The sequence below is a fragment of the Glutamicibacter creatinolyticus genome (assembly GCF_006094275.1).
Classification (GTDB): domain Bacteria; phylum Actinomycetota; class Actinomycetes; order Actinomycetales; family Micrococcaceae; genus Glutamicibacter; species Glutamicibacter creatinolyticus.
In genome coordinates, this window is sequence record NZ_CP034412.1 from 3,055,731 (window position 1) to 3,074,644 (window position 18,914).

An 18,914-nucleotide genomic window follows, 5' to 3' on the forward strand; every position below is an offset into this window, starting at 1 on the left:
CCCAAGGTATCGTTGGGGGTGCCGAAACCCCGGTTTTTCCCGGGTTCTCTAGGGCGAAAGGTACGAGGAACATGCTGGAAATGCGCCGTCTGCGCCTGCTGCGCGAACTGAGCCTGCGCGGCACGATCGCGGAGGTCGCCTACGAGCTGAGCTACTCCCCCTCATCGGTCTCCCAGCAGCTGAGTCTGCTGGAGGCGGAGGCCGGGGTGAAGCTGCTGCAGCGCAACGGGCGCACCCTGAGCCTCACGCCCCAGGCACAGGTGCTGGTCGCGCACACCGAGCAGCTGCTGGACTCGATGGAGCGGGCCGAGGCGGACCTGTCCGCGACCCTGTCCACCGTCTCGGGCACGGTGCGCCTGGCCGTGTTCCAGACCGCGATGCTGGCGATCCTGCCCGGGGCGCTGGGCCAGCTGCGCCAGCAGCACCCGCACCTGCGCGTGGAGATGAGCCAGCAGGAGCCCGAACGCGCCCTGCATGAGACCGCGGCGCGCAACTTTGACCTGGTGGTCGCCGAACAGTATCCGGGGCACGCGGCCCGCCACTTTGAGAACCTGGACCGGCGCACGCTCACCCACGACGCGCTGCGCCTGGCGCTGCCGGCCACCGACCCCACCGAGGTCTCGGAGTTCGATCGGGTCATCCGCATCGAGGACGCCGCCCACCTGCCCTGGGTCATGGAGCCGGTGGGCGCCGCCAGCCGGCACTGGGCCGAACAGGCCTGCCGGACAGCCGGGTTCGAACCCGACGTGCGCTACGAGACCGCTGACCTGCAGGCGCATGTGCAGCTGGTGGAGTCGGGCAACGCGGTGGCGCTGCTGCCGGATCTGGTGTGGGCCCAGCGTCGGCGGGGGCTGCGCATCGCCGATTTGCCCGGGGCGCCGGTGCGTACCGTGTTCACCGCGATGCGTCATTCCTCCGAGCGCAACCCGGCGATCCTGGCGGTGCGCGAATGCCTGCACGACCAGGCGCAGTCGCTGCCCTCCCCGCACGCCGCGGAGCGGAACGCCGAGGTGGTGACCCCAGCCACAGACTAGGTCACGAAATGGTAACGACGCGGGCTTTCGTGAGCGACAAATCACTCAAAGGATGCCATAGTGGTTTTCCGCACCCGGTGACCGTGCGCCCCATTCGTTCATGGGGGAACCACCCCGCACGGGAGCACTAGCAATGAGGAAATCATGTCCGACCATACATTCCAGATGATCGCGATCGTCTTCTATATGTGCGTGATGCTCGGTATCGGCTACTTCGCCTACCGTCGCACCAGCAACATCGACGATTACATGCTCGCCGACCGCGGGCTCAAACCCTGGGTGGCCGCGCTGTCCGCGGGGGCCTCCGACATGTCCGGCTGGCTGCTGATGGGCCTGCCCGGCGCCATCTACGTCACCGGCCTGCACGAAGCATGGATCGCCATCGGCCTGACCATCGGCGCGTGGCTGAACTGGAAGTTCGTCGCCCCGCGACTGCGCTCCTACACGCAGATCGCGCAGAACGCCATCACCATCCCCAGCTTCTTCGAAAAGCGCCTGAAGGACCGCAAGCACCTGCTGCGCATCGCCTCGGCGCTGATCATCCTGGTGTTCTTCACCTTCTACGTCTCCTCGGGCATGGTCGCCGCCGGCAAGTTCTTCCAGGCCTCCTTCGGGTGGCCATACCTGAACGGCATGCTGTTCGTCGCGGCCATCACCCTGCTCTACACCCTGTTCGGCGGGTTCCTCGGCGCCTCACTGACCGACGTCGCCCAGGGCGTGCTGATGTTCGCCGCGCTCATCGCGGTGCCGATCGTGGCGGTCTTCCGCAGCGGGGACATCTCCACGCTGGGCAGCCGGATCACCGAGGCCAACCCGCAGGCGTTCAACCTGTTCTCCTCCTTCGATGAAACCAGCTGGATCCTGGCGCTGGTGGCCATCATCTCCACCGCCGCCTGGGGCCTGGGCTACTTCGGCCAGCCGCACATCATCGTGCGCTTCATGGCGCTGCGTACCCCGGGCGAGGCCAAGGTGGCCCGCCGCATCGGCATCGGCTGGATGTTCCTGACCGCGCTGGGCGCCATCTGCACCGCGCTGATCGGCGTGGCGTACTTCGCCGACGAGCCGCTAAGCACCGCCGACAGCGAAACCGTGTTCCTGCTGCTCTCGCAGATCTTCTTCCACCCGCTGATCGCCGGGCTGGTGCTGGCCGCGGTGCTGGCGGCCATCATGTCCACCATGTCCTCGCAGATGATCGTGTGCTCCTCGGCGCTGGTGGAGGACCTGTACAACCTGATGGGCCGCAAGGGCAGCCCCAAGTCGCTGGTGCTGCTGGGCCGGCTGGGCGTGCTCGCCGTGGCGGTCATCGCCGCACTGCTGGCGCTGAACCCGGATTCCTCGATCCTGGAACTGGTGGCGTTCGCCTGGGCCGGGTTCGGCGGCGCGTTCGGCCCGATCATCCTGCTCAGCCTCTACTGGCGCAAGCTGAACGCCGTCGGCGCCTTTGCCGGCATGGTCAGCGGCGCGGTCGTGGTCTTCGTGTGGGGCAACATCGCGGCCCTGAGCGGTGTGATGTACGAAATCGTGCCCGGCTTCCTGGTCAACCTGCTGGTGGCCTGGCTGGTGTCGCGTTCCACCTACCGTCCGAACGAGACCATCGAGTCCGAGTTCACCGCCATGGAGGACGAGGTCGGGGCCAAGGCCCGCGCCTAAGCCTCCCGCCCGCGGCCTGCCGTCTGCGCCCCGCTACGCCCCACCGGCGTGGCGGGGCGCAACCCGTTAAGCACCCAGCGCCCACGGCCCGGCCAGCGGCCACGCACCTGGACGCGAATGCTGTGCAGCGGCGCACGCCGTGCCTACGATGGAGACACGATCCCTGCCCGGTGCCCCGACCGGACGGGGCAGGACCGAACCCGAAGGACTGATGACCCTGGCCTCGCTGAAGCACACGCTGACCTCCTGGCAGCGCACCGAATCCCGTTTCCTCTCCGCCAACCCGGACGCGATCTTCGCCGTGGTGGGCAATCTGAAGCAGACCGGGCAGTGGATGAAGAGTTTCGACGGGTTCCTGGTGCACGACGACCAGCGCGGGGTGGGCAGCACCGTGGACCTGTTGCCCCCGGGCCGCCTGCTGGGCGCCCTGCACCGCGAGACCGCCCCTTCCGGGTCCATCACCCGGCGCAACCAGGCCCAGCGCCTGGTCGAATTCACCCAGCCGCAGCCCGGCGGCTCCCTGGCGCTGCGCTGGGCGGTGGAGGCGGTCCAGGGCGGGGCCCGGCTGCACTTCACCGTGGAGCTGACCGGCCCGGGCACCACCGCGTTCAAGCACACGGTCGCCAATCCCCTGTTCGACGATTTCGACATCAGCTGCGCGCGCCTCTACCGGCTGATCCCGCACCAGGGCCGGTATCGGGTGCGCCGCCACGTGGTGATCGCCGGCGGCCGCGGCTATCTGGGCCGGAGGCTGACCGCGGATCTGGTGTGCCGCGGCAACTCGGTGGTGGTGCTCACCCGCACCCAGGAACCGGATTTTCCGGCCGCCCAGTTCCTCTGGGACGGCAAGCACCAGGGTCCGTGGCGGGCGGCGTTCCTGCGCGAGAACTACCCGGTGAGCCTGGTCAACCTGGCCGGTGAGCTGGTGGACCAGCGCAACACCCCGGCTTCCCTTGACCGGTTGCGCAGTTCCCGCGTGGATTCCACCCGCGCCCTGGCCGATGCGGTGGCCCGCCTTGGTGTTCCGGTGCAGACCTGGGTGCAGTCCAGCACCACTGCGATCTTTGGCGACGCCGGCGAGGCCCGGCTCACCGAATCCAGTGCGCTGCCCACCGGCAGCGCCGCGCTGCCGGAGATGACCGGGGTCGCCCGCCCCTGGGAGGAGGCGTTCGCCCAGGCCCCGGTGCTGGCCGAGCACAATTACGTGCTGCGCACCTCACTGGTTTTCGGCGAGCAGGCGCCGCTGCTGCGCCGGCTGCTGTTGCTGGTGCGTTCCGGGCTCGGCGGCCTGGTGGGCACCGGGGCCCAGTGGGTCAGCTGGATCGCACTGGCGGACTGGCTGAAGCTGGTCCGCCAGCTGCTGGGCATCGAAGGCGAGCGCCCGGCGGAGGGCATCGTGCATGCCGCGGCCCCGCACCCGGTGCGCAACGAGGAGATGATGCGGGCGCTGCGCGCCAAGTACTCCATGCCCGGCATCGGGGCGCCGGCCCGCCTGGTGCAGGCCGGGGCGAACCTGCTGGGCAGCAATCCGCGCATGGCGCTGACCGGACGCCACGTCACCAGCAGCGTGCTGGAGGAGCTGGGTTTCCAGTTCGACGAGCCCACTTTCGACCAGATGCTGCAGCGGCTGCCGTAGCGCGCGTCCGCCCCACATTGGTGCTGGGGTACTGGCGGGCAAGGCGCCCACATGGCAAGGTAGTCTTCACGAGGCACAGATCACATTGGATGCCCGTGCTGGATCGGTCTTCGGACTGGTTCAGCACGGGCATTTTTCGTTCCGGCAGGGCCCGGGGCGGTGCCTGGAAAATTGCATAGCGCTGGAAGTTCATCATGATTTCACATCCAGGCACGCGTCCGATTACGTCGGCGGTGTCACATGGATGTGACATAAATTGATTTTCAACGCCTGTTGACACAAGCTCTTGTCTACACGAGATTTCGATCACACTAAGACTACGAGAACCTGAACAGTGGGGGACCTGATGATGGGCAAGGATGTAGCCGCACCTGAAATTCGCCGCAAGCAGCGGATGCCGAAACCGAGCGATATCGCCCGCTGGCGGGCCACCCCTCCCAGCGAGGACGTGCCCACGGCCAACGTGGGCACCGACGCCGCCTACACCACCGAGATTTCCGAGGACAGCGAAGCGCGGATCGTGAAGTTCACCCGGCCGCTGAAGAACATGAGCGAGGTGCGCCATTTCTTCCGGACCAACGAAACCCCGATCTACTTCGTGGGTGCCACCCCCTTCAATCTGCTCGGGCTGGACCGCTGGGTGCGCCGCTTCAGCTACATCTCCTACTACGACGGCTGGGACGGGGCCCATCCCCGGGTCTTCTCCCCCACCGAGAAGCCGTACATCGAATTCGAAAGCGGCGAGGCGATCAACAACTGGCTGCTGCAGAACCCGGAGGTGCGCGAGCACATCGATTCCCGGCGCCCGGCCAGCGGCGAGCGCCCGAAGATCGCCATGGTGTTCTTCGATGAGGAAACCGAGCAGATCTGCGAGGAGCTGGGCTACGACCTGATCCTGCCGCCGGCGGAACTGCGCACCCACCTGGACTCCAAGATCGTCACCACCGAGCTGGGCAACAAGGCCGGGGCCGCCTCGGTGCCCAACGTGCTGGGCTATGCGACGAACTATGCGGATCTGCTGGAACTGGCGCGCAGCAACCGGCTGGGCACCGACCTGGTGGTGCAGACCCCCTACGGGGACTCGGGCAAGACCACGTTCTTCATCGCCGAGGAAGCGGACTGGGACAAGAACGCGGCGAACATGATCGGCGAGCAGCTGAAGGTCATGAAGCGGATCAACAACGTGCCGGTGGCCGTGGAGGCGGTGCTCACCCGCTGCGGCACCGTCGTCGGCCCGTTCCTGACCGAACTGGCCGGCTACGACGAGCTGACCCCCTACAAGGGCGGCTGGTGCGGCAACGAGATGCACCCCGACGTGCTCACCGCCTCCCAGCGGGCGCGGGCCATCGAGCTGGTGCGCAAGGTGGGCAGCGGGCTGCAGGACAAGGGCTACCGCGGCTTCTTCGAGGTCGACGTGCTGGTGGACACGGACAGCGACGAGGTGTACCTGGGTGAGCTGAACCCCCGCATCTCCGGGGCCAGCGCCATCACGAACGTGACCGCCGGGGCCTACGCGGACGTACCGCTGTTCCTCTTCCACCTGCTGGAGTTCCTGGACGTCGACTTCGAGCTGGACGTCGACGAGATCAACGAGCGCTGGGAGGCGCTGAGCGGGGCCGATATCTGGAGCCACATGATCATCAAGGAAACCGATGACATTGTGGAGTACCTCACCCACGCCCCACGCACCGGGCAGTACGTGCTGGACTCCTCCGGCAAGCTGCAGTACGTGCGCGCCGCGCTGGACTGGCACCAGCTGCAGCACCACAAGGAGGCTTTCTTCCTGCGCATCTACGGGGCGGAGGACTACCGCTGGAAGGGCGCTGATCTGGGGGTACTGGTCACCAAGGCGAAACTGCAGTACGAGGGGCGCAAGGGCACCAGGCTGAGCATCGACGCCAAGCACTTCATCTCCTCGGTGCGTTCGCTCTACAAGGGCATCCCGGTGCCCCCGGCGGCCGCCGAGTAGCCGCGCTTGCCCGGCGTCCGGCGGCTGGCGGTGGTATCCTCCGATGGATTGCAACTGACCACCGGGGAAAGGACAATGGGCGCCCGATGACACCTGCCAAGCCGAACCGGACCGTGACGGTCGAGAATTGGCAGCACCCGGAAAACCTGGCGTGGAGCTTCCAGAACCTCTCCGAAGTCCTGCCCACCGCCAGGGTCAGCCGCGGCGGTGAGCCGATCGCCAAGCTGCACCTGGTGCCGATGGACCTGGGCCGCATCGAGCTGCTGAAAAACAACGAGAACGAGCCGTCGCTGACCGTGCGCAGCGTCATCCAGGCCACCAACACCGACGGCTGGCTGGTGATGCACCAGGGCAAGATGCTGGTTGAGGAATACTTCGGGTCGATGACCTCGGTGACCGACCACCTGCTGATGAGCGTGAGCAAGACCCTGGTGGGCACCGTGGCCGGGATCCTGTGCGGGCAGGGCAAGCTGCAGGTCGACCGGCCGGTCACCGACTATGTCCCGCAGCTGGAGGCCAGCGGCTATGCCGGGGCCACCGTGCGCCACCTGCTGGACATGCGCTCGGGCATCAAATTCTCCGAGGAGTACCTGGACCAGCAGGCCGAGGTGCGCCTGCTGGAGCAGGCGATCGGCTGGGCAGTGCGCGATGAGCAGAACCAGAACCCGGCCCACGGCATGTACGAATACCTGGCCACCCTGCAGGCCAAGGCGCCGCACGGCGGCCCGTTCGAGTACCGTTCCTGCGAAACCGATGTGCTGGGCTGGGTGTGTGAGGCCGCCGGCGGGCAGCCGATGCAGCAGCTGTTGTCCGACCTGGTGTGGTCGCGCATCGGCGCGCAGCAGGACCTGGTGATGGGCACCGACCAGCTGGGCACCGGGATGTTCGACGGCGGGTTCAACGCGACCCTGCGCGACCTGGCCCGCTTCGGGCAGATCTACGTCAACGGCGGGACCGCGCTGAACGGCAACAAGGTGCTGGACGAGGCCTGGATCCAGGACACGTTCACCGGGGCGGCGGACTCCCGGCAGGCCTTTGAGGACTCCCCGGGCGACAACCGGATGCCCGGTGGGATGTACCGCAACCAGATCTGGTTCCCGTACCCCGGCTCCGACGTCGCCCTGGCCCTGGGGATCCACGGGCAGATGATCTACATGAACCCGAACACCGCCACCGTGGGGGTCAAGCTCTCCAGCTGGCCCTACCCGCAGGATCCGGGCAAGCTCTTCCCCACGATCCGGGCGTTCGACGCGATCGCGAACCACCTGGCGGCCAACCCTCCGCTGTAGCAGGCCCTGGTCCCCGCCCGCCTTGGTCTTTCCCGCCCCGGGTCCCTTTCCGGGGTTAGCGCGCCGGCCCCGGCCTTTCACGGTCTTGCGTGCCCGCCCCGCTCCTTCGGGAGGTCTGCATCTGGCCGAAGCACGGGAAGCGGCGCACCGGTGCCCGTTCCCGGGCCGTCGGCGGCGCCTGGCATAGGGTGGGTGGTGCCGCTACCCGCCACCCGAAGGAAGGCCGATGACCCGATCCGCCCAGGCAGCCCTGTCCACCCTGGCCGCCACCGCGCTGCGCCTGGTGGTCGGCGCGGTGTTCATGATCCACGGCTGGCAGAAGTACCGTGAGGGCGTGCCGGCCACCGTGAAATGGCTGGAGACCATGGCCGTGCCCTATCCGACCCTGGCCGCCCCGGTGCTGATCGGCGTGGAACTCCTGGGCGGGGCGCTGCTGGTGCTCGGGCTGGCGACCCGGTTCGTGTCGCTGCTGCTGCTGGCGGAAATGGTGGCCGCGTTTTTCCTGGTGCACCGGGAAGCCGGGTTCTTTGCCGCCGACGGCGGGTATGAGCTGGTGCTGCTCCTGGCCGTGGTGCTGGCCGGTTTCGCTCTGACCGGGGCCGGGCGGGCCGGCGTGGACCGCTTCATCGGCCGACGCCGCGGGTTCTAAAACCGCCGGCCCGGTAACCAGGGGTGCCAAAACCACCGGCTCCGGCCACAGGTTCTGCACCCCACGCACGTCCGGTTCGATGCCGGCGCAGGTTCAGCGCACCTGGTGACCCAGCAGCTGCGGCGCACCTGCCAGGTAGGCCTGCAGCACCTGCAGCACCCCGTACTCGCTGTTCGGCGGGGCGGTGAACCGCGCCTCCTGCCGGATGGTGGGGTGTGCGTTGTGCATCGCGAAGGAATACGTCGCGGCCTGCAACATCTGCAGGTCGTTGAGGTAGTCCCCGAACACCGCCGTCTGCTGTGGCCCGATGCCCAGGGATTCCTGCAGCCGGCGCACCGCGATGCCCTTGTGCACGCCCAGGTTCATCACATCCACCCAGTCCGGCCCGGAAATCACCACCTGCAGCTCCTGGCTGAGCGGTTCCAACACCTTGGCCACGGCCGCGGAATTCGCGGGGCTGTGGATCGCCAGCTTGATGGTGTCGTCGCGGACCTGCAGGAGATCGGGCACCGACTCGGTGCGCGCGTAATAGGGGGCGACCGCCCGGGCCACCTGTTCGGTGGGCTGCTGCAGGTAGCCCACCCGTCGCCCGCAGCGCACCACCGCCGCGTCCAGTTCCGGCCCGGCGTCCCGCAGCCGCCGAATCACGTGTTCCACCCGCTGCGGGTCGATCACGTTTGAGTAGACCTCGGTCTCCCCACGCATCACCACGGTGCCGTTCTCGGCGATGATCGTCAGTTCCGGGCCCAGTGCGGCGAACTGCTCGGCCAGCCGGGCGTGCTGCCGGCCGCTGGCCGGGGCGAAGGTGATGCCGCGCCGGTGCAGCTGGTCGATCACCGCCCAGGCCGCCTGGGGGATGTTCCCCTCCGGATCCAGGAAGGTGCCGTCCATGTCCACCGCGACCAGTTTGATCTGCGCGGTGGGGTCAATCGCGTCGAAACGCAAGGTTCTCCTTTCCGCCCCGGCCGCCTAGCTCAGCAGCCGTTCGCCCAACGCCTCCAGACGCTGTGGTGCCAGCCCTCCGGCCAGCAGGTAGTCGGCGGCGCTGCCGTGGCGTTCCTCCACCCGGCGCAGCGCCCTGTCCAGGCCGGGGACACTGGTCCCCACCATCATCTCCACCATTTTCTCATCCACCCGCACCCCGGCCTGGGTGATCTGCTCGCGCATCGACTCCAGCCAGGCCCCGGACAGGGCGGCGGTGGAGGCGGCGTAGTCCTCGAATACGGCGTCGCGTTCGGCGCCAACCGCCAACAGCAGCAGCGCCACCGCCACCCCGGTGCGGTCCTTGCCGGCCGTGCAGTGCACCAGGGTGGAGTGCCGGTTGCCGGCGACCTCGTCGGCGATCCGCGCCCACACCGGGGCGTGTTCCAGCACCAGGGGCAGGTAGAGCTCCTCCAGCGAGGGCAGCTGACCGCCCGGGGCGAACGCCCCCTCCAGCAGCGGCAGCCTGGTGCGCACCGCGGCGCCGGAGGTTTCCGGGAAGCCGTTGACCCGCCGGGCCTCAAAGTCGCTGCGCAGATCGAAGATGCGGGTGATGCCGGCCTGGGCGACCCACCCTGAGATCGCCTCATCCACATGGTGTGGTGCGGCGCTGCGGAAGAGCACCCCGGGGCGCACGGTGGCCGAGCCGGCCGCGATGCCCCCGACCTGGCGCACATTGGCCAGGCTGGCCGGGAACCGGGTTTGCGACGTGTCCGGCCCGGTGGCGGTGGGCGTGGGCCGCGCTGTCTGGCCGGCCTGCTCAAAAGTGTCCATCTGCTACCTCCTGCTCGTGCCGCAGTTCCCACGCTACCAAGTCCGGCGTCGCTTCCGGGGCCGCTGCTGCTCCCCCACGACCCGTTCCCGGCGTCGCCGCCACGACGCCGCCACCTTGGGATGCTGCGCCACCTTGGCAGGCTGCGGCACCATGCCTTCCCGGCTGCTGGGTGCTGGCTCCTGGCTCCTTGTCCCCTGGCGCTTCTGTTTTGGCGGGAGGAGCCGTGCCGGTTAGCCCGGTGAGCCTCCCGGGGCGACGGCATACAGCTCGGGGCGGATCCGGGAAAGGTACGGATCCAGCTTGCGGATCGCCTGCTGGCGGATCGGGTCCACGTCGGCCATGATCAGCTGCGGGTCGTTGCCCGCCACCCGCAGGTTCTGCCCGTCCGCGCCGATGATGGTGCTGGTTCCGGCCATCGGGATCCCGCCCTGCACCGAGCAGTGGTTCGCCCAGGCCAGGTAGATGCCGTTCTCCATTGCCCGGGTGGGCAGCAGCTTCACCGCCAGGGACTCGGAGCCCTGCTCGGCGGCGGCCGGCACCAGCAGGATCCCGGCCCCGGCCAGGGCCGCGGCGCGGGCATGTTCGGGGAACTGCACGTCATAGCCGCTGGAGAGCGCGAACCCGGTGCCCTGGTAGTCGAAAACCTGCGGGGGCAGCTGGCCGGGGTCGAAGGTGTCGTGTTCCGCGGCGCTGCGCAGGTGGGCGCGGGCATAGCTGGCCAGCAGGTCCCCGGCGTCGTCCACGAAGTAGCTGGTGATCTGCGGCCGGCCGGCCGCCCCGTCCGGCGGGTAGGCGGGCAGCGAATAGGCCAGGGCGATGTTGTAGGAGCTGGCGATCCCCGCCACCGCCTGGTGCACATCGCGCAGCCCGGCCGGGGAGAGCACCCGGGTGACCAGGTGCGGGTCCGCGCCGGTGAGGAACAGCTCCGGGCTGAGCAGCACGTTGCCGTGGTGTTCGGCGGCCATCTGCGCCGCCTGCTCCAGGTGGTGCAGGTTGCTGGTCACATCCGAGGGATGCGCGTCGTGCTGCAGTACTGCCAGGCGCATGGCCTTCCGCCTTCCCACCCCGTGCCGGTTCATCCGGTGCGGGCCTTTTCCCGCTGCCACCAGCCTAGACCCGTGGGCCGGGCCCCGGCCAGCGCCTGCGAGCCAGCTCCCAGCAGCCGCGGCCGCCAGGTGGAGGCGACGGGCAGGGCCGGGCAAAGTGGTCGGGCCGGCAAGGCGCCCGGTCCGGGCAAGGTGACCTGGTCGGGCCGGCTACTCCTGCTGGCTGGCGTACTGTTCCTCGCTCAGCAATCCCAGCCGGGAGTGGCGTCGGCCGTATCCCAGGTAGATCCCGGCGCCGATCACCATCCAGATCCCGAAGACCGCCCAGGTGCGCCAGTCCAGGTTCAGCATCAGGAACAGGCAGGCGGCGATGCCCAGGATCGGGGTCAGCGGGTACAGCGGCACCCGGAAGGTGCGTTCGGCCTTGGGCTGGGTGCGGCGCAGGTAGATCACCGCGGCGCCCACCAGCGCGAACGCGAACAGGGTGCCGATGCTGGTCGCCTCGGCCAGTTGCCCCAGCGGGATCAGCGCGGCGGTGAGCGCCACGACGGATCCGACCACCAGGGTGCCGGCCAGCGGGGTGCCGGTGCGCGGGGACACCCGGGCGAACAGCTGCGGGACCAGCCCGTCGCGGCCCATGCTCATCAGGATGCGGGTCTGCCCGTAGAGCACGGTGAGCACCACGGAGAGGATCGCCACGACCGCGGCCAGCGCGAACAGCAGCACCACCCAGCGCTGTCCGGTCAGTTCGGCTACGATCTGCACCAGCGCCGCCTCGGTCCCGTCGAACCACTGCCAGGGGCGCACCCCGATCGCGGCGACCGCGACCAGCACGTATACGGCGGTGACGATGAACATGGCGATCAGGATCGCCCGGGGCAGGTCGCGCTGCGGGTTGACCGCTTCCTCCCCGGCGGTGGAGGCGGCGTCGAACCCGATGTAGGAGAAGAAGACCATGGAGGCGGCCGCGCTCATTCCGGCGGCGCCCATCGGCAGCAGCGGCTGGAAGTTCCCGGCGTTGAACGCGGTGAACGCCACGACGGCGAAGAACACCAGGATGCCGATCTTGATGAGCACCATCACCGTGTTGGCCAGCGCCGATTCGCGGGCCCCGCGGGCCAGCAGCACCATGGCCAGCACGACGGTGGCCAGCGCCGGCAGGTTGACGGCCCCGCCCTCGGCCGGGCCGGCGGCCAGGGCATCGGGCAGCGCCAGGCCGAACACCGCCAGGGTCTGGTTCACGTACTGCCCGGAGCCAACCGCGACGGCCGCGACCGAGACCGCGTACTCCAGCACCAGACACCAGCCGCACACCCAGGCGATGCCCTCGCCCAGGGTGGCGTAGGAGTAGGAGTAGCTGGACCCGGAGACCGGGACCATGCCGGCCATTTCCGCGTAGCTGACCGCCGAGAGCAGGGCGGTGACACCGGCCAGCACGAAGGAGAGCCAGATGGCCGGGCCGGCGATCGGCACGGCGTCGCCCAGGATCACCAGGATGCCGGTGCCCAGGGTGGCGCCCACGGAGATCATCGTCAGCTGCAGGACCCCGAAGCTGCGCCGCAGCTTGCCGTGCCCGGCGTTGTCGGCGGCCTCGCTGACCATGTGGTTGATGGATTTGCGGCGGCGCAGCTGTGCCGCCAGGGCGGTGCGGGCCGTTGGGGAGGGGTGGTGGGGCAGCTGGGGTGCGCTGCCGGTGCCGGTTGGCTGTTTGCCAGAGGGCGTGCTCACTTCTCTGTCGTTCCTTCGCCGTTGTCCTTCGTCAAGCCCGCACGACGGCAGCGCTGCGCTGTGCCGTGTGCTTCCGGTTGCGAAAGCTCGGGCGGGGCCGGCAGGTCCCGCCCAAGGGCGTCAGCCATGCTACCAACGTCCACTGTGAGCCACCGCCCGTCCGGCCCGCCGCCGCGGGTCCTCCGGCGGCGGGCCACGGCACGCGGTGGAACGCTGCGCAACGCCCCTGGGCCGGTGCGCACGGTTCCCGTGCGGCCTCGTCCGGGGCAACGGGCCCGCGGTTTCCAGCCTTCGCGCCGTTTTGGCGAAAATTAGTTTGACTTGGATGGATTCCGTTCGATCGGGCGGCGTGCCCGGCCCGCGAAGCGCGGGGTCCAGGGGGTTGTTCCGCCCCGGTCCGGCGCCCGCGGTTCGGCGCCGGCAGCGGATCGGGCCCGGGCAAAGGCGCCTGCGCCGGCTGCACATGGCATGCCCGGCTTCACCGACGGCTGTGGCGCAGAGCACGGGCAACGCGCCCCTGTTCGGGCGCTAGAGGGTGTGGCCGCGCCCGGCCGGCTGCGTCTAGAGTCAAGACATGAGCGATGCGATCTTCCCCCTGGCCACCGGACGGCTGGAACTGCGATTCCACTCGGCCGAGGACGCCGCGGACCTGCTGCGCGTCTACGCGCAGGAACCGGTGGCCCGCTACCTGCTGGAGGAGCGCTGGGATGAGGAGTACACCCAGGAGCAGCTGGCCAAGCGCGTGGTGCGCACCAGCCTGGACGAACCGCCGCACGCCCTGGCCCTGGTGATCGCCGACGGCTCGGGGCGCTACGTCGGGGACCTGGCCCTGTGGCTGACCGACATCCCGCACCGGCAGGCGGAGATCGGCTGGGTGCTCGATCCCCAATGCGCCGGGCTGGGCTACGCGACCGAGGCGGCCGCCGCCCTGCTGCAGGTGGCCTTCACCCGGCTGGGCGTGCACCGGATCGCCGCCGAAATGGATGCCCGCAACACCGCCAGCGCGGCGCTGGCCCGGCGCCTGGGCTTCCGGCTGGAGGGGCACCTGCAGGAGCACCTGTACAGCAAGGGCGAATACACCGACACCCTGATCTTCGGCATGCTCGTCGGGGACCTGCCGGGGCAGGGCCCCGCAGCGGCGGACGCTGAGACACCGACGGACGCTGAGACACCGGCCGCGGATCCCGCCTGCAGCCCGGCCGCCGCGACGGCGCAAGGCACGGGCCGCCCATGACCGGCGAGGGGAACGCCCCGGAGGACGGCGGAATGGGCGTGAACGCCCTGCCGGATGGGGCCGGGCACGGTGCGGCGGCCGTCGCCGCCATCGGCACCGGTGCGGTGCGCGGGCGGCTGCTCACCGCGAAGGTCATGCGCCTGGGCCAGCATGCGATCACCGGGGTCCTGCTGGTGATCGCGGTGGTGCGCGGCATGGCCGAAAGCACGGGACCGGGCTGGCTGGTGCCGATCGTCGGGATCGGCTTCGCGCTGTGGTACTTGGGCGGGCTGCCGCGGCTGGCCCGGCGGGAATCGGCGGCCGGGCTGGACGCCTCGGGCAGGACCATGCTCTGGCTGGGAGTGCTGCTGGCGATCTGGGCGGCCGGGCTGGCGGCCAGCAGCGAATTCATGTGGCTGGCGTTCAGCCTGTGGCTGCTGATCGGGCACCTGCTGCCGCTGGCCAGCTCCGTGCTGGTCTCGCTGCTGGTGTACGCGCTGGCGATCGTCGCGCCCTTCCTGCACCACGGGCAGACCAGTTACGCCAGCATCATCGGCCCGCTGGTGGGCGGGTGCTTCGCATGGGGCATCTCCCGCGGCTACCTGCAGCTGCTGCGCGACGCACAGGAACGCAACGCGCTGGTCAGCTCGCTGCTGCAGGCGCACCGCGAGATGGCCGGGCTGCACGAGGAGCTGGCCCGGTCCCAGCACCAGGCCGGGGTGCTGGCCGAGCGGGCCCGGCTGGCCCGCGACATCCACGACACCGTCGCCCAGCAGCTGGCCTCCATCTCGCTGCACGCCCGGGCCGCCACCGGCGCGGGTGACGCCGCCGGGGCGGTCAACGCCCTGGAGCGGGTGCAGCAGCTGGCCGGCCAGGCGCTGGCGGACCTGCGCCGGATCATCGCCGCGCTGGCGCCGGCCGAACTGGAGGACCAGGCGCTGGCGGGGGCGCTGGGGCGGATGCTGGAAAGGCTGGGCGAGGAAACCGGGATCCGCACCGAACTGCGGGCCGACCCAGACGTGCCGGCGCTGGACACCACGGTGCAGGTGGCGCTGCTGCGCGTCGCCCAATCGGCGCTGGCCAACATCCGCCGCCACGCGCACGCCAACCAGGTGGTGCTCTCGCTGCAGCTGGCCGGTGGTATGGTGCGTCTGGACATTTTCGACGACGGAATCGGGTTCGACGCCGACAGCTGGCAGCAGGCGCCCACCCACCTGGGCGACGGCGGGTTCGGGCTGCGCTCGATGCGCGAACGGCTGCGGGAGCTGGGCGGCGGGCTGGATGTGGAAAGCACCCCGGGCACCGGCACCGGGCTGTCCGCCTACCTGCCGTTGCGGCCCTGACCGAGGAACTCTGACCAAGGAACTCTGACCAAGGAAAGGAAAGGGGAGGAGCGCGCCGATGATCCGCATCATGCTGGTCGATGACCACCCGATCGTGCGCACCGGACTGAAGGCCGTGTTCGACAACTACCCGGACATCACCGTCGCCTGCCAGGCCGGCAGCGGCGAGCAGGCCGTCGAACTGGCCCGGCAGTGCCCCATCGACGTGGTGCTGTGCGACCTGCGCCTGGGCGAGGGGATGAACGGGGTGCAAACCACCGCGGCGCTGCGCGCCCTGCCCGATCCCCCACAGGTGCTGATCCTGACCACGTTCGACAAGGACGCCGAAATCCTGGCCTGCGTGGAGGCCGGCGCGGCCGGGTACCTGCTCAAGGACGTCGCCTCGGACACCATCGTCGATTCGGTGCGCCAGGCCGCGGCCGGCCGGATGGTGCTGGCCCCGGAGATGGCCCAGCGCGTGCTGGCCGGGCTGCGCACCGCCCGCCCGGTGCTCACCGCCCGGGAACGCGAGGTGCTGCAGCTGCTGGCGACCGGGGCCAGCAACCGGCAGATCGCCGGCTTCCTGTTCGTCACCGAGGCGACGGTGAAGACCCACCTGGTGCACATCTTCGACAAGCTGCAGGCCACCAGCCGCACCCAGGCCGTAGCCACGGCGCGTGAACAGGGCTTGATCTAACCCTCCCCTCCGCCCCCGCACCCCGGCCCGCGCGGCGCAATAACGCACCCGACGCCGGTGCGCATCAACCAAACGGTTGAGCCGGCTTTCGACCGCTTCCCCGATTTGGATCCCGCCAAAAATCGGTTGACTGGAAGCATGTTGACTTCCCTCTCTTCCTCGCTGACCTCCCGGCGCGGCGCGACCGGCTGGCTGCTGGGCTTCCTGGCCGTCATCGCCGTGCTGTTCTCCGTGCTCTCCTCCGCCGACGCGGCCACCCGCGCCCCGGACAGCGGCGTGCCGGGCTCCGAATCCGCCCGGGTGCAGCAGCTGCTGGACGGCTTCGAATCCTCCGGCCGCAGCACCGCCGTGCTGGTGGCCACCCGGCCCGACGCCGCAACGCTGACCGACGCGGACCGGACCGCGCTGGATCAGCTTCAGGGGCGCCTGGACCTGGCCGGGGTGCAGCTGGGCAAGCCGCTGCTCAGTGATGACGCCCAGGCCGGGATGCTCACCGCCAGCTGGGACGAGCGCGGCAGCCTGGCCGACCGGCAGGTGGTCGCCGAACTGCGTGAGCAGCTGGCCGCCGCCCCCGCCGCCGCCCTGCAGGTGCAGGTGACCGGCGGGCCGGCGTTCGCGCTGGACGTGGCCCACTCCTTCGACGGGGCCAATTTCACGCTGCTGGCGGTGACCGTCGCCATCGTGGCGGTCCTGCTGATCCTCACCTACCGCTCCCCCATCCTGTGGCTGCTGCCGCTGGCCGTGGTCGGCCTGGCCGACCGGGCCGCCAGCCTGGTCACCGCCGCGCTGGCCGGGGTGTGGGACCTGCACTTTGACACCGGGGTGCTCTCGGTGCTGGTGTTCGGCGCCGGCACCAACTATGCGCTGCTGCTGATCTCCCGCTACCGCGATGAGCTGCGGGTGCACGCCGGGCACCGCACGGCGCTGGCCGCCGCCTGGCGCTCGAGCTTCGAGGCCATCGCCACCTCCAACCTCACCGTCGTACTGGCGCTGGCCAGCCTGGTGCTGGCGGTCATGGAGGACACCCGCGGCCTGGGGATCGCCTGCGCGGTGGGGCTGCTGATCGCCGCGCTGTTCGTGCTCGGGCTGCTGCCCCCGGTGCTGGCCCTGGCCGGACGTAAGGTGTTCTGGCCGCTGGTGCCGGCCCCGCACCAGCCGGCCCCACGCCGCAGCCGGTGGGCGCAGATCGCCACCGCGGTCACCGCCCGCCCGGTGCTCTCCCTGGTCTCGGTCGGTGCCGTGCTGGCGGTGTTGGCCGCCGTGCTCACCGGCACCGGCCTGGGCCTGAAGCCCGCCGAGCAGTTCCGCAGCCCGACGGAATCGGCGAGCGCCTCAACGGTGCTCACCGAGCACTTCCCGGCCGGGGAAACCCAGCCGGCCACCCTCCTCACCCATCCTGACCAGGCCCCACAGGTGGCCCGGGCCGCCGAACAGGTGCCCGGCGTGCAGCGGGTGAGCGAAATGGGCCGCAGCGCCGACGGCTCCTGGCAGCGGCTGCTGCTGGTGGGCCAGGCGGACCCCGGATCGAGCGAAGACCAGCAGATGCTGCGTGAGGTGCGCACCGCCATCCATGCGGTGGACGGGGCCGATGCCCTGCTGGGCGGGGCGGGGGCCGAACAGCTCGATGCCCACAACGGGCACCTGCGGGACTTTGCCGTGGTCGCCCCACTGGTCTTGGGCATCTGCTTCGTGATGCTGCTGGTGCTCACCCGTTCCTGGCTGACCGCCGCCCTGCTGGCGCTGGTGAACCTGCTCAGCGCCGCGGCCGCACTGGGGCTGGGCGGGCTGATCGGCTCACTGGTGCTGGGCACCAGCGCATTCGATGTGCAGGTCCCGCTGCTGGCCTTCCTGTTCCTGGTCGCGCTCGGGGTGGACTACACGATCTTCCTCACCCAGCGGATCAAGCAGGAGGCGGCCCGCCAGCCGATCCGGGAGGCGGTGATCGACGCCGTCGGGCACACCGGTGCGGTGATCACTTCCGCCGGCGTGGTGCTGGCCGGGGTGTTCGCGGCGCTGGCCACCCTGCCGCTGATGGTGCTGGGCCAGCTGGGCCTGGTCGTCGGGCTCGGGGTGCTGCTCGATACCTTCCTGGTGCGCACCGTGCTGGTTCCGGCGCTGTTCACGCTGCTGGGGCGGCGCAACATCCCGGCCTGGGCGCCGACCCGGCAGCCGGAAACCGCTGCGGCGCCCCGCACCGAGATGGCGCAGACGCCGCGCAGCTAGCGCGCCACCATACCGGCTCGGGGTCGTGAGCGGCGATCCGCGGGCGGCAGACATTTTCCAATCAACCGGGCAGCCGTGGAGCACCACGGAGCACTGCCCAGCAACCACCGGTGCCCTCACTCCCGGGGCATCACCAAACCACAAGGAGAAAACAGATGCGCAGGATCCTGAACTGGGCCTTTGGCTACATGCTGGTCGGGGTGGCCTCCGGCCTGTTCTACCGCGAGTTCACCAAGGCCAACGACTTCCCGGCCGGCGAATTCACACAGCTGGGCCTGGCCCACACCCACCTGCTCACCCTGGGCTTCATCGTCCTGCTGATCGTGCTGCTGCTGGAGAAGGCGTTCGCGCTCTCCACGCACCGCAAGCTGTTCGGCTGGTTCTTCGCCACCTACAACGCCGGGGTCATCCTCACCTCGGCGATGCTCATCGTGCACGGCATGCTCACCGTGCGCGGGGTGGAGTCCTCCGCGATGATTGCCGGGTTCGCCGGGTTGGGGCACATGTTCCTGACCGCCGGGATGATCCTGCTGTTCGTGCTGCTGCGCCGCCAGGTGCGTCCTGCCATGGCGGGCGGCACCACGGCCGCTGCGGGTCAAGCCGGGCTGCAGCGCTAGCGCTCGGCGGTGAGGGCTGCGGGGTACTCGGACCAGACCGGGACCCAGCCCAGCAGCACCAACCCGGGTGTGGCCTTCTGGCCGC

The 18,914-nt window shown here is 69.9% G+C and carries 15 protein-coding genes; 11 read left to right on the forward strand and 4 right to left on the reverse strand.

Going from position 1 to position 18,914, the window contains the following annotated elements; all coding sequences use genetic code 11:
- Positions 1-71: 71 nt before the first annotated feature.
- The 6 genes from GcLGCM259_RS14000 to GcLGCM259_RS14025 all read left to right on the forward strand — a co-directional run bounded on the left by GcLGCM259_RS14000 (position 72) and on the right by GcLGCM259_RS14025 (position 8,227).
- Positions 72-1,034 carry a LysR substrate-binding domain-containing protein gene (locus tag GcLGCM259_RS14000; RefSeq protein WP_138176059.1) on the forward strand — a complete coding sequence of 321 codons (963 nt, stop codon included), beginning with the start codon at positions 72-74 and terminating at the stop codon, positions 1,032-1,034.
- Positions 1,035-1,178: 144 nt separating this feature from the next.
- Positions 1,179-2,684, forward strand: a complete 1,506-nt coding sequence (putP, locus tag GcLGCM259_RS14005) for a sodium/proline symporter PutP (RefSeq protein ID WP_138926995.1) — start codon at positions 1,179-1,181, stop codon at positions 2,682-2,684.
- A gap of 211 nt (positions 2,685-2,895) precedes the next feature.
- Positions 2,896-4,320 carry an NAD-dependent epimerase/dehydratase family protein gene (locus GcLGCM259_RS14010; protein ID WP_246049626.1) on the forward strand — a complete coding sequence of 475 codons (1,425 nt, stop codon included), beginning with the start codon at positions 2,896-2,898 and terminating at the stop codon, positions 4,318-4,320.
- Between the two features lie 334 nt (positions 4,321-4,654).
- The gene (locus GcLGCM259_RS14015; RefSeq protein ID WP_246049627.1) at positions 4,655-6,289 is read left to right on the forward strand and encodes a biotin carboxylase; all 1,635 of its coding nucleotides are present in this window, start codon (positions 4,655-4,657) and stop codon (positions 6,287-6,289) included.
- Between the two features lie 113 nt (positions 6,290-6,402).
- On the forward strand, positions 6,403-7,578 hold the full coding sequence (locus GcLGCM259_RS14020; RefSeq protein ID WP_246049629.1) for a serine hydrolase domain-containing protein: 1,176 nt from the start codon (positions 6,403-6,405) through the stop codon (positions 7,576-7,578).
- A 226-nt stretch (positions 7,579-7,804) separates the two neighbouring features.
- Positions 7,805-8,227 (forward strand): DoxX family protein, encoded by a 423-nt coding sequence (locus tag GcLGCM259_RS14025; protein WP_138926997.1) that lies wholly within the window; start codon positions 7,805-7,807, stop codon positions 8,225-8,227.
- Positions 8,228-8,320: 93 nt separating this feature from the next.
- Here GcLGCM259_RS14025 and GcLGCM259_RS14030 read toward each other — a convergent pair whose 3' ends face one another.
- From GcLGCM259_RS14030 to GcLGCM259_RS14045, 4 genes are all read right to left on the reverse strand, one after another.
- A complete protein-coding gene (locus GcLGCM259_RS14030; protein ID WP_246049632.1) occupies positions 8,321-9,172 on the reverse strand; it encodes a Cof-type HAD-IIB family hydrolase in 852 nt (283 codons plus the stop codon).
- 24 nt (positions 9,173-9,196) lie between these two features.
- Positions 9,197-9,982 (reverse strand): tyrosine-protein phosphatase, encoded by a 786-nt coding sequence (locus GcLGCM259_RS14035; RefSeq protein WP_138926998.1) that lies wholly within the window; start codon positions 9,980-9,982, stop codon positions 9,197-9,199.
- Positions 9,983-10,213: 231 nt separating this feature from the next.
- Entirely contained in the window at positions 10,214-11,029 is an 816-nt protein-coding gene (locus GcLGCM259_RS14040; protein ID WP_171021184.1) for a nitrilase-related carbon-nitrogen hydrolase, read from the reverse strand.
- Positions 11,030-11,239: 210 nt separating this feature from the next.
- Positions 11,240-12,631, reverse strand: a complete 1,392-nt coding sequence (locus tag GcLGCM259_RS14045; protein ID WP_138927285.1) for an APC family permease — start codon at positions 12,629-12,631, stop codon at positions 11,240-11,242.
- A 700-nt stretch (positions 12,632-13,331) separates the two neighbouring features.
- On the opposite strand from GcLGCM259_RS14045, the gene GcLGCM259_RS14050 reads away from it, so the two are divergent.
- From GcLGCM259_RS14050 to GcLGCM259_RS14070, 5 genes are all read left to right on the forward strand, one after another.
- Positions 13,332-13,991: a GNAT family N-acetyltransferase gene (locus GcLGCM259_RS14050; RefSeq protein WP_138926999.1), complete on the forward strand. Its 660-nt coding sequence runs from the start codon at positions 13,332-13,334 to the stop codon at positions 13,989-13,991.
- Positions 13,988-15,313, forward strand: a complete 1,326-nt coding sequence (locus GcLGCM259_RS14055) for a sensor histidine kinase (RefSeq protein ID WP_217496539.1) — start codon at positions 13,988-13,990, stop codon at positions 15,311-15,313. The genes GcLGCM259_RS14050 and GcLGCM259_RS14055 overlap by 4 nt, the downstream gene beginning before the upstream one ends.
- Positions 15,314-15,371: 58 nt before the next feature.
- Entirely contained in the window at positions 15,372-15,989 is a 618-nt protein-coding gene (locus tag GcLGCM259_RS14060) for a response regulator (protein ID WP_138927000.1), read from the forward strand.
- Positions 15,990-16,127: 138 nt separating this feature from the next.
- Positions 16,128-18,212 carry an MMPL family transporter gene (locus tag GcLGCM259_RS14065; protein ID WP_138927001.1) on the forward strand — a complete coding sequence of 695 codons (2,085 nt, stop codon included), beginning with the start codon at positions 16,128-16,130 and terminating at the stop codon, positions 18,210-18,212.
- A gap of 155 nt (positions 18,213-18,367) precedes the next feature.
- Positions 18,368-18,829: a DUF2871 domain-containing protein gene (locus GcLGCM259_RS14070; RefSeq protein WP_138927002.1), complete on the forward strand. Its 462-nt coding sequence runs from the start codon at positions 18,368-18,370 to the stop codon at positions 18,827-18,829.
- Positions 18,830-18,914 lie beyond the last annotated feature (85 nt).

Coding starts and splice junctions, on each gene's coding strand:
- GcLGCM259_RS14000 (WP_138176059.1), top strand. CDS start 72: ATGCTGGAAATGCGCCGTCTGCGCCTGCTGCGCGAACTGAGCCTGCGC.
- putP (WP_138926995.1), top strand. CDS start 1,179: ATGTCCGACCATACATTCCAGATGATCGCGATCGTCTTCTATATGTGC.
- GcLGCM259_RS14010 (WP_246049626.1), top strand. CDS start 2,896: ATGACCCTGGCCTCGCTGAAGCACACGCTGACCTCCTGGCAGCGCACC.
- GcLGCM259_RS14025 (WP_138926997.1), top strand. CDS start 7,805: ATGACCCGATCCGCCCAGGCAGCCCTGTCCACCCTGGCCGCCACCGCG.
- GcLGCM259_RS14035 (WP_138926998.1), bottom strand. CDS start 9,982: ATGGACACTTTTGAGCAGGCCGGCCAGACAGCGCGGCCCACGCCCACC.
- GcLGCM259_RS14040 (WP_171021184.1), bottom strand. CDS start 11,029: ATGCGCCTGGCAGTACTGCAGCACGACGCGCATCCCTCGGATGTGACC.
- GcLGCM259_RS14045 (WP_138927285.1), bottom strand. CDS start 12,631: ATGGTCAGCGAGGCCGCCGACAACGCCGGGCACGGCAAGCTGCGGCGC.
- GcLGCM259_RS14050 (WP_138926999.1), top strand. CDS start 13,332: ATGAGCGATGCGATCTTCCCCCTGGCCACCGGACGGCTGGAACTGCGA.
- GcLGCM259_RS14055 (WP_217496539.1), top strand. CDS start 13,988: ATGACCGGCGAGGGGAACGCCCCGGAGGACGGCGGAATGGGCGTGAAC.
- GcLGCM259_RS14060 (WP_138927000.1), top strand. CDS start 15,372: ATGATCCGCATCATGCTGGTCGATGACCACCCGATCGTGCGCACCGGA.
- GcLGCM259_RS14065 (WP_138927001.1), top strand. CDS start 16,128: ATGTTGACTTCCCTCTCTTCCTCGCTGACCTCCCGGCGCGGCGCGACC.
- GcLGCM259_RS14070 (WP_138927002.1), top strand. CDS start 18,368: ATGCGCAGGATCCTGAACTGGGCCTTTGGCTACATGCTGGTCGGGGTG.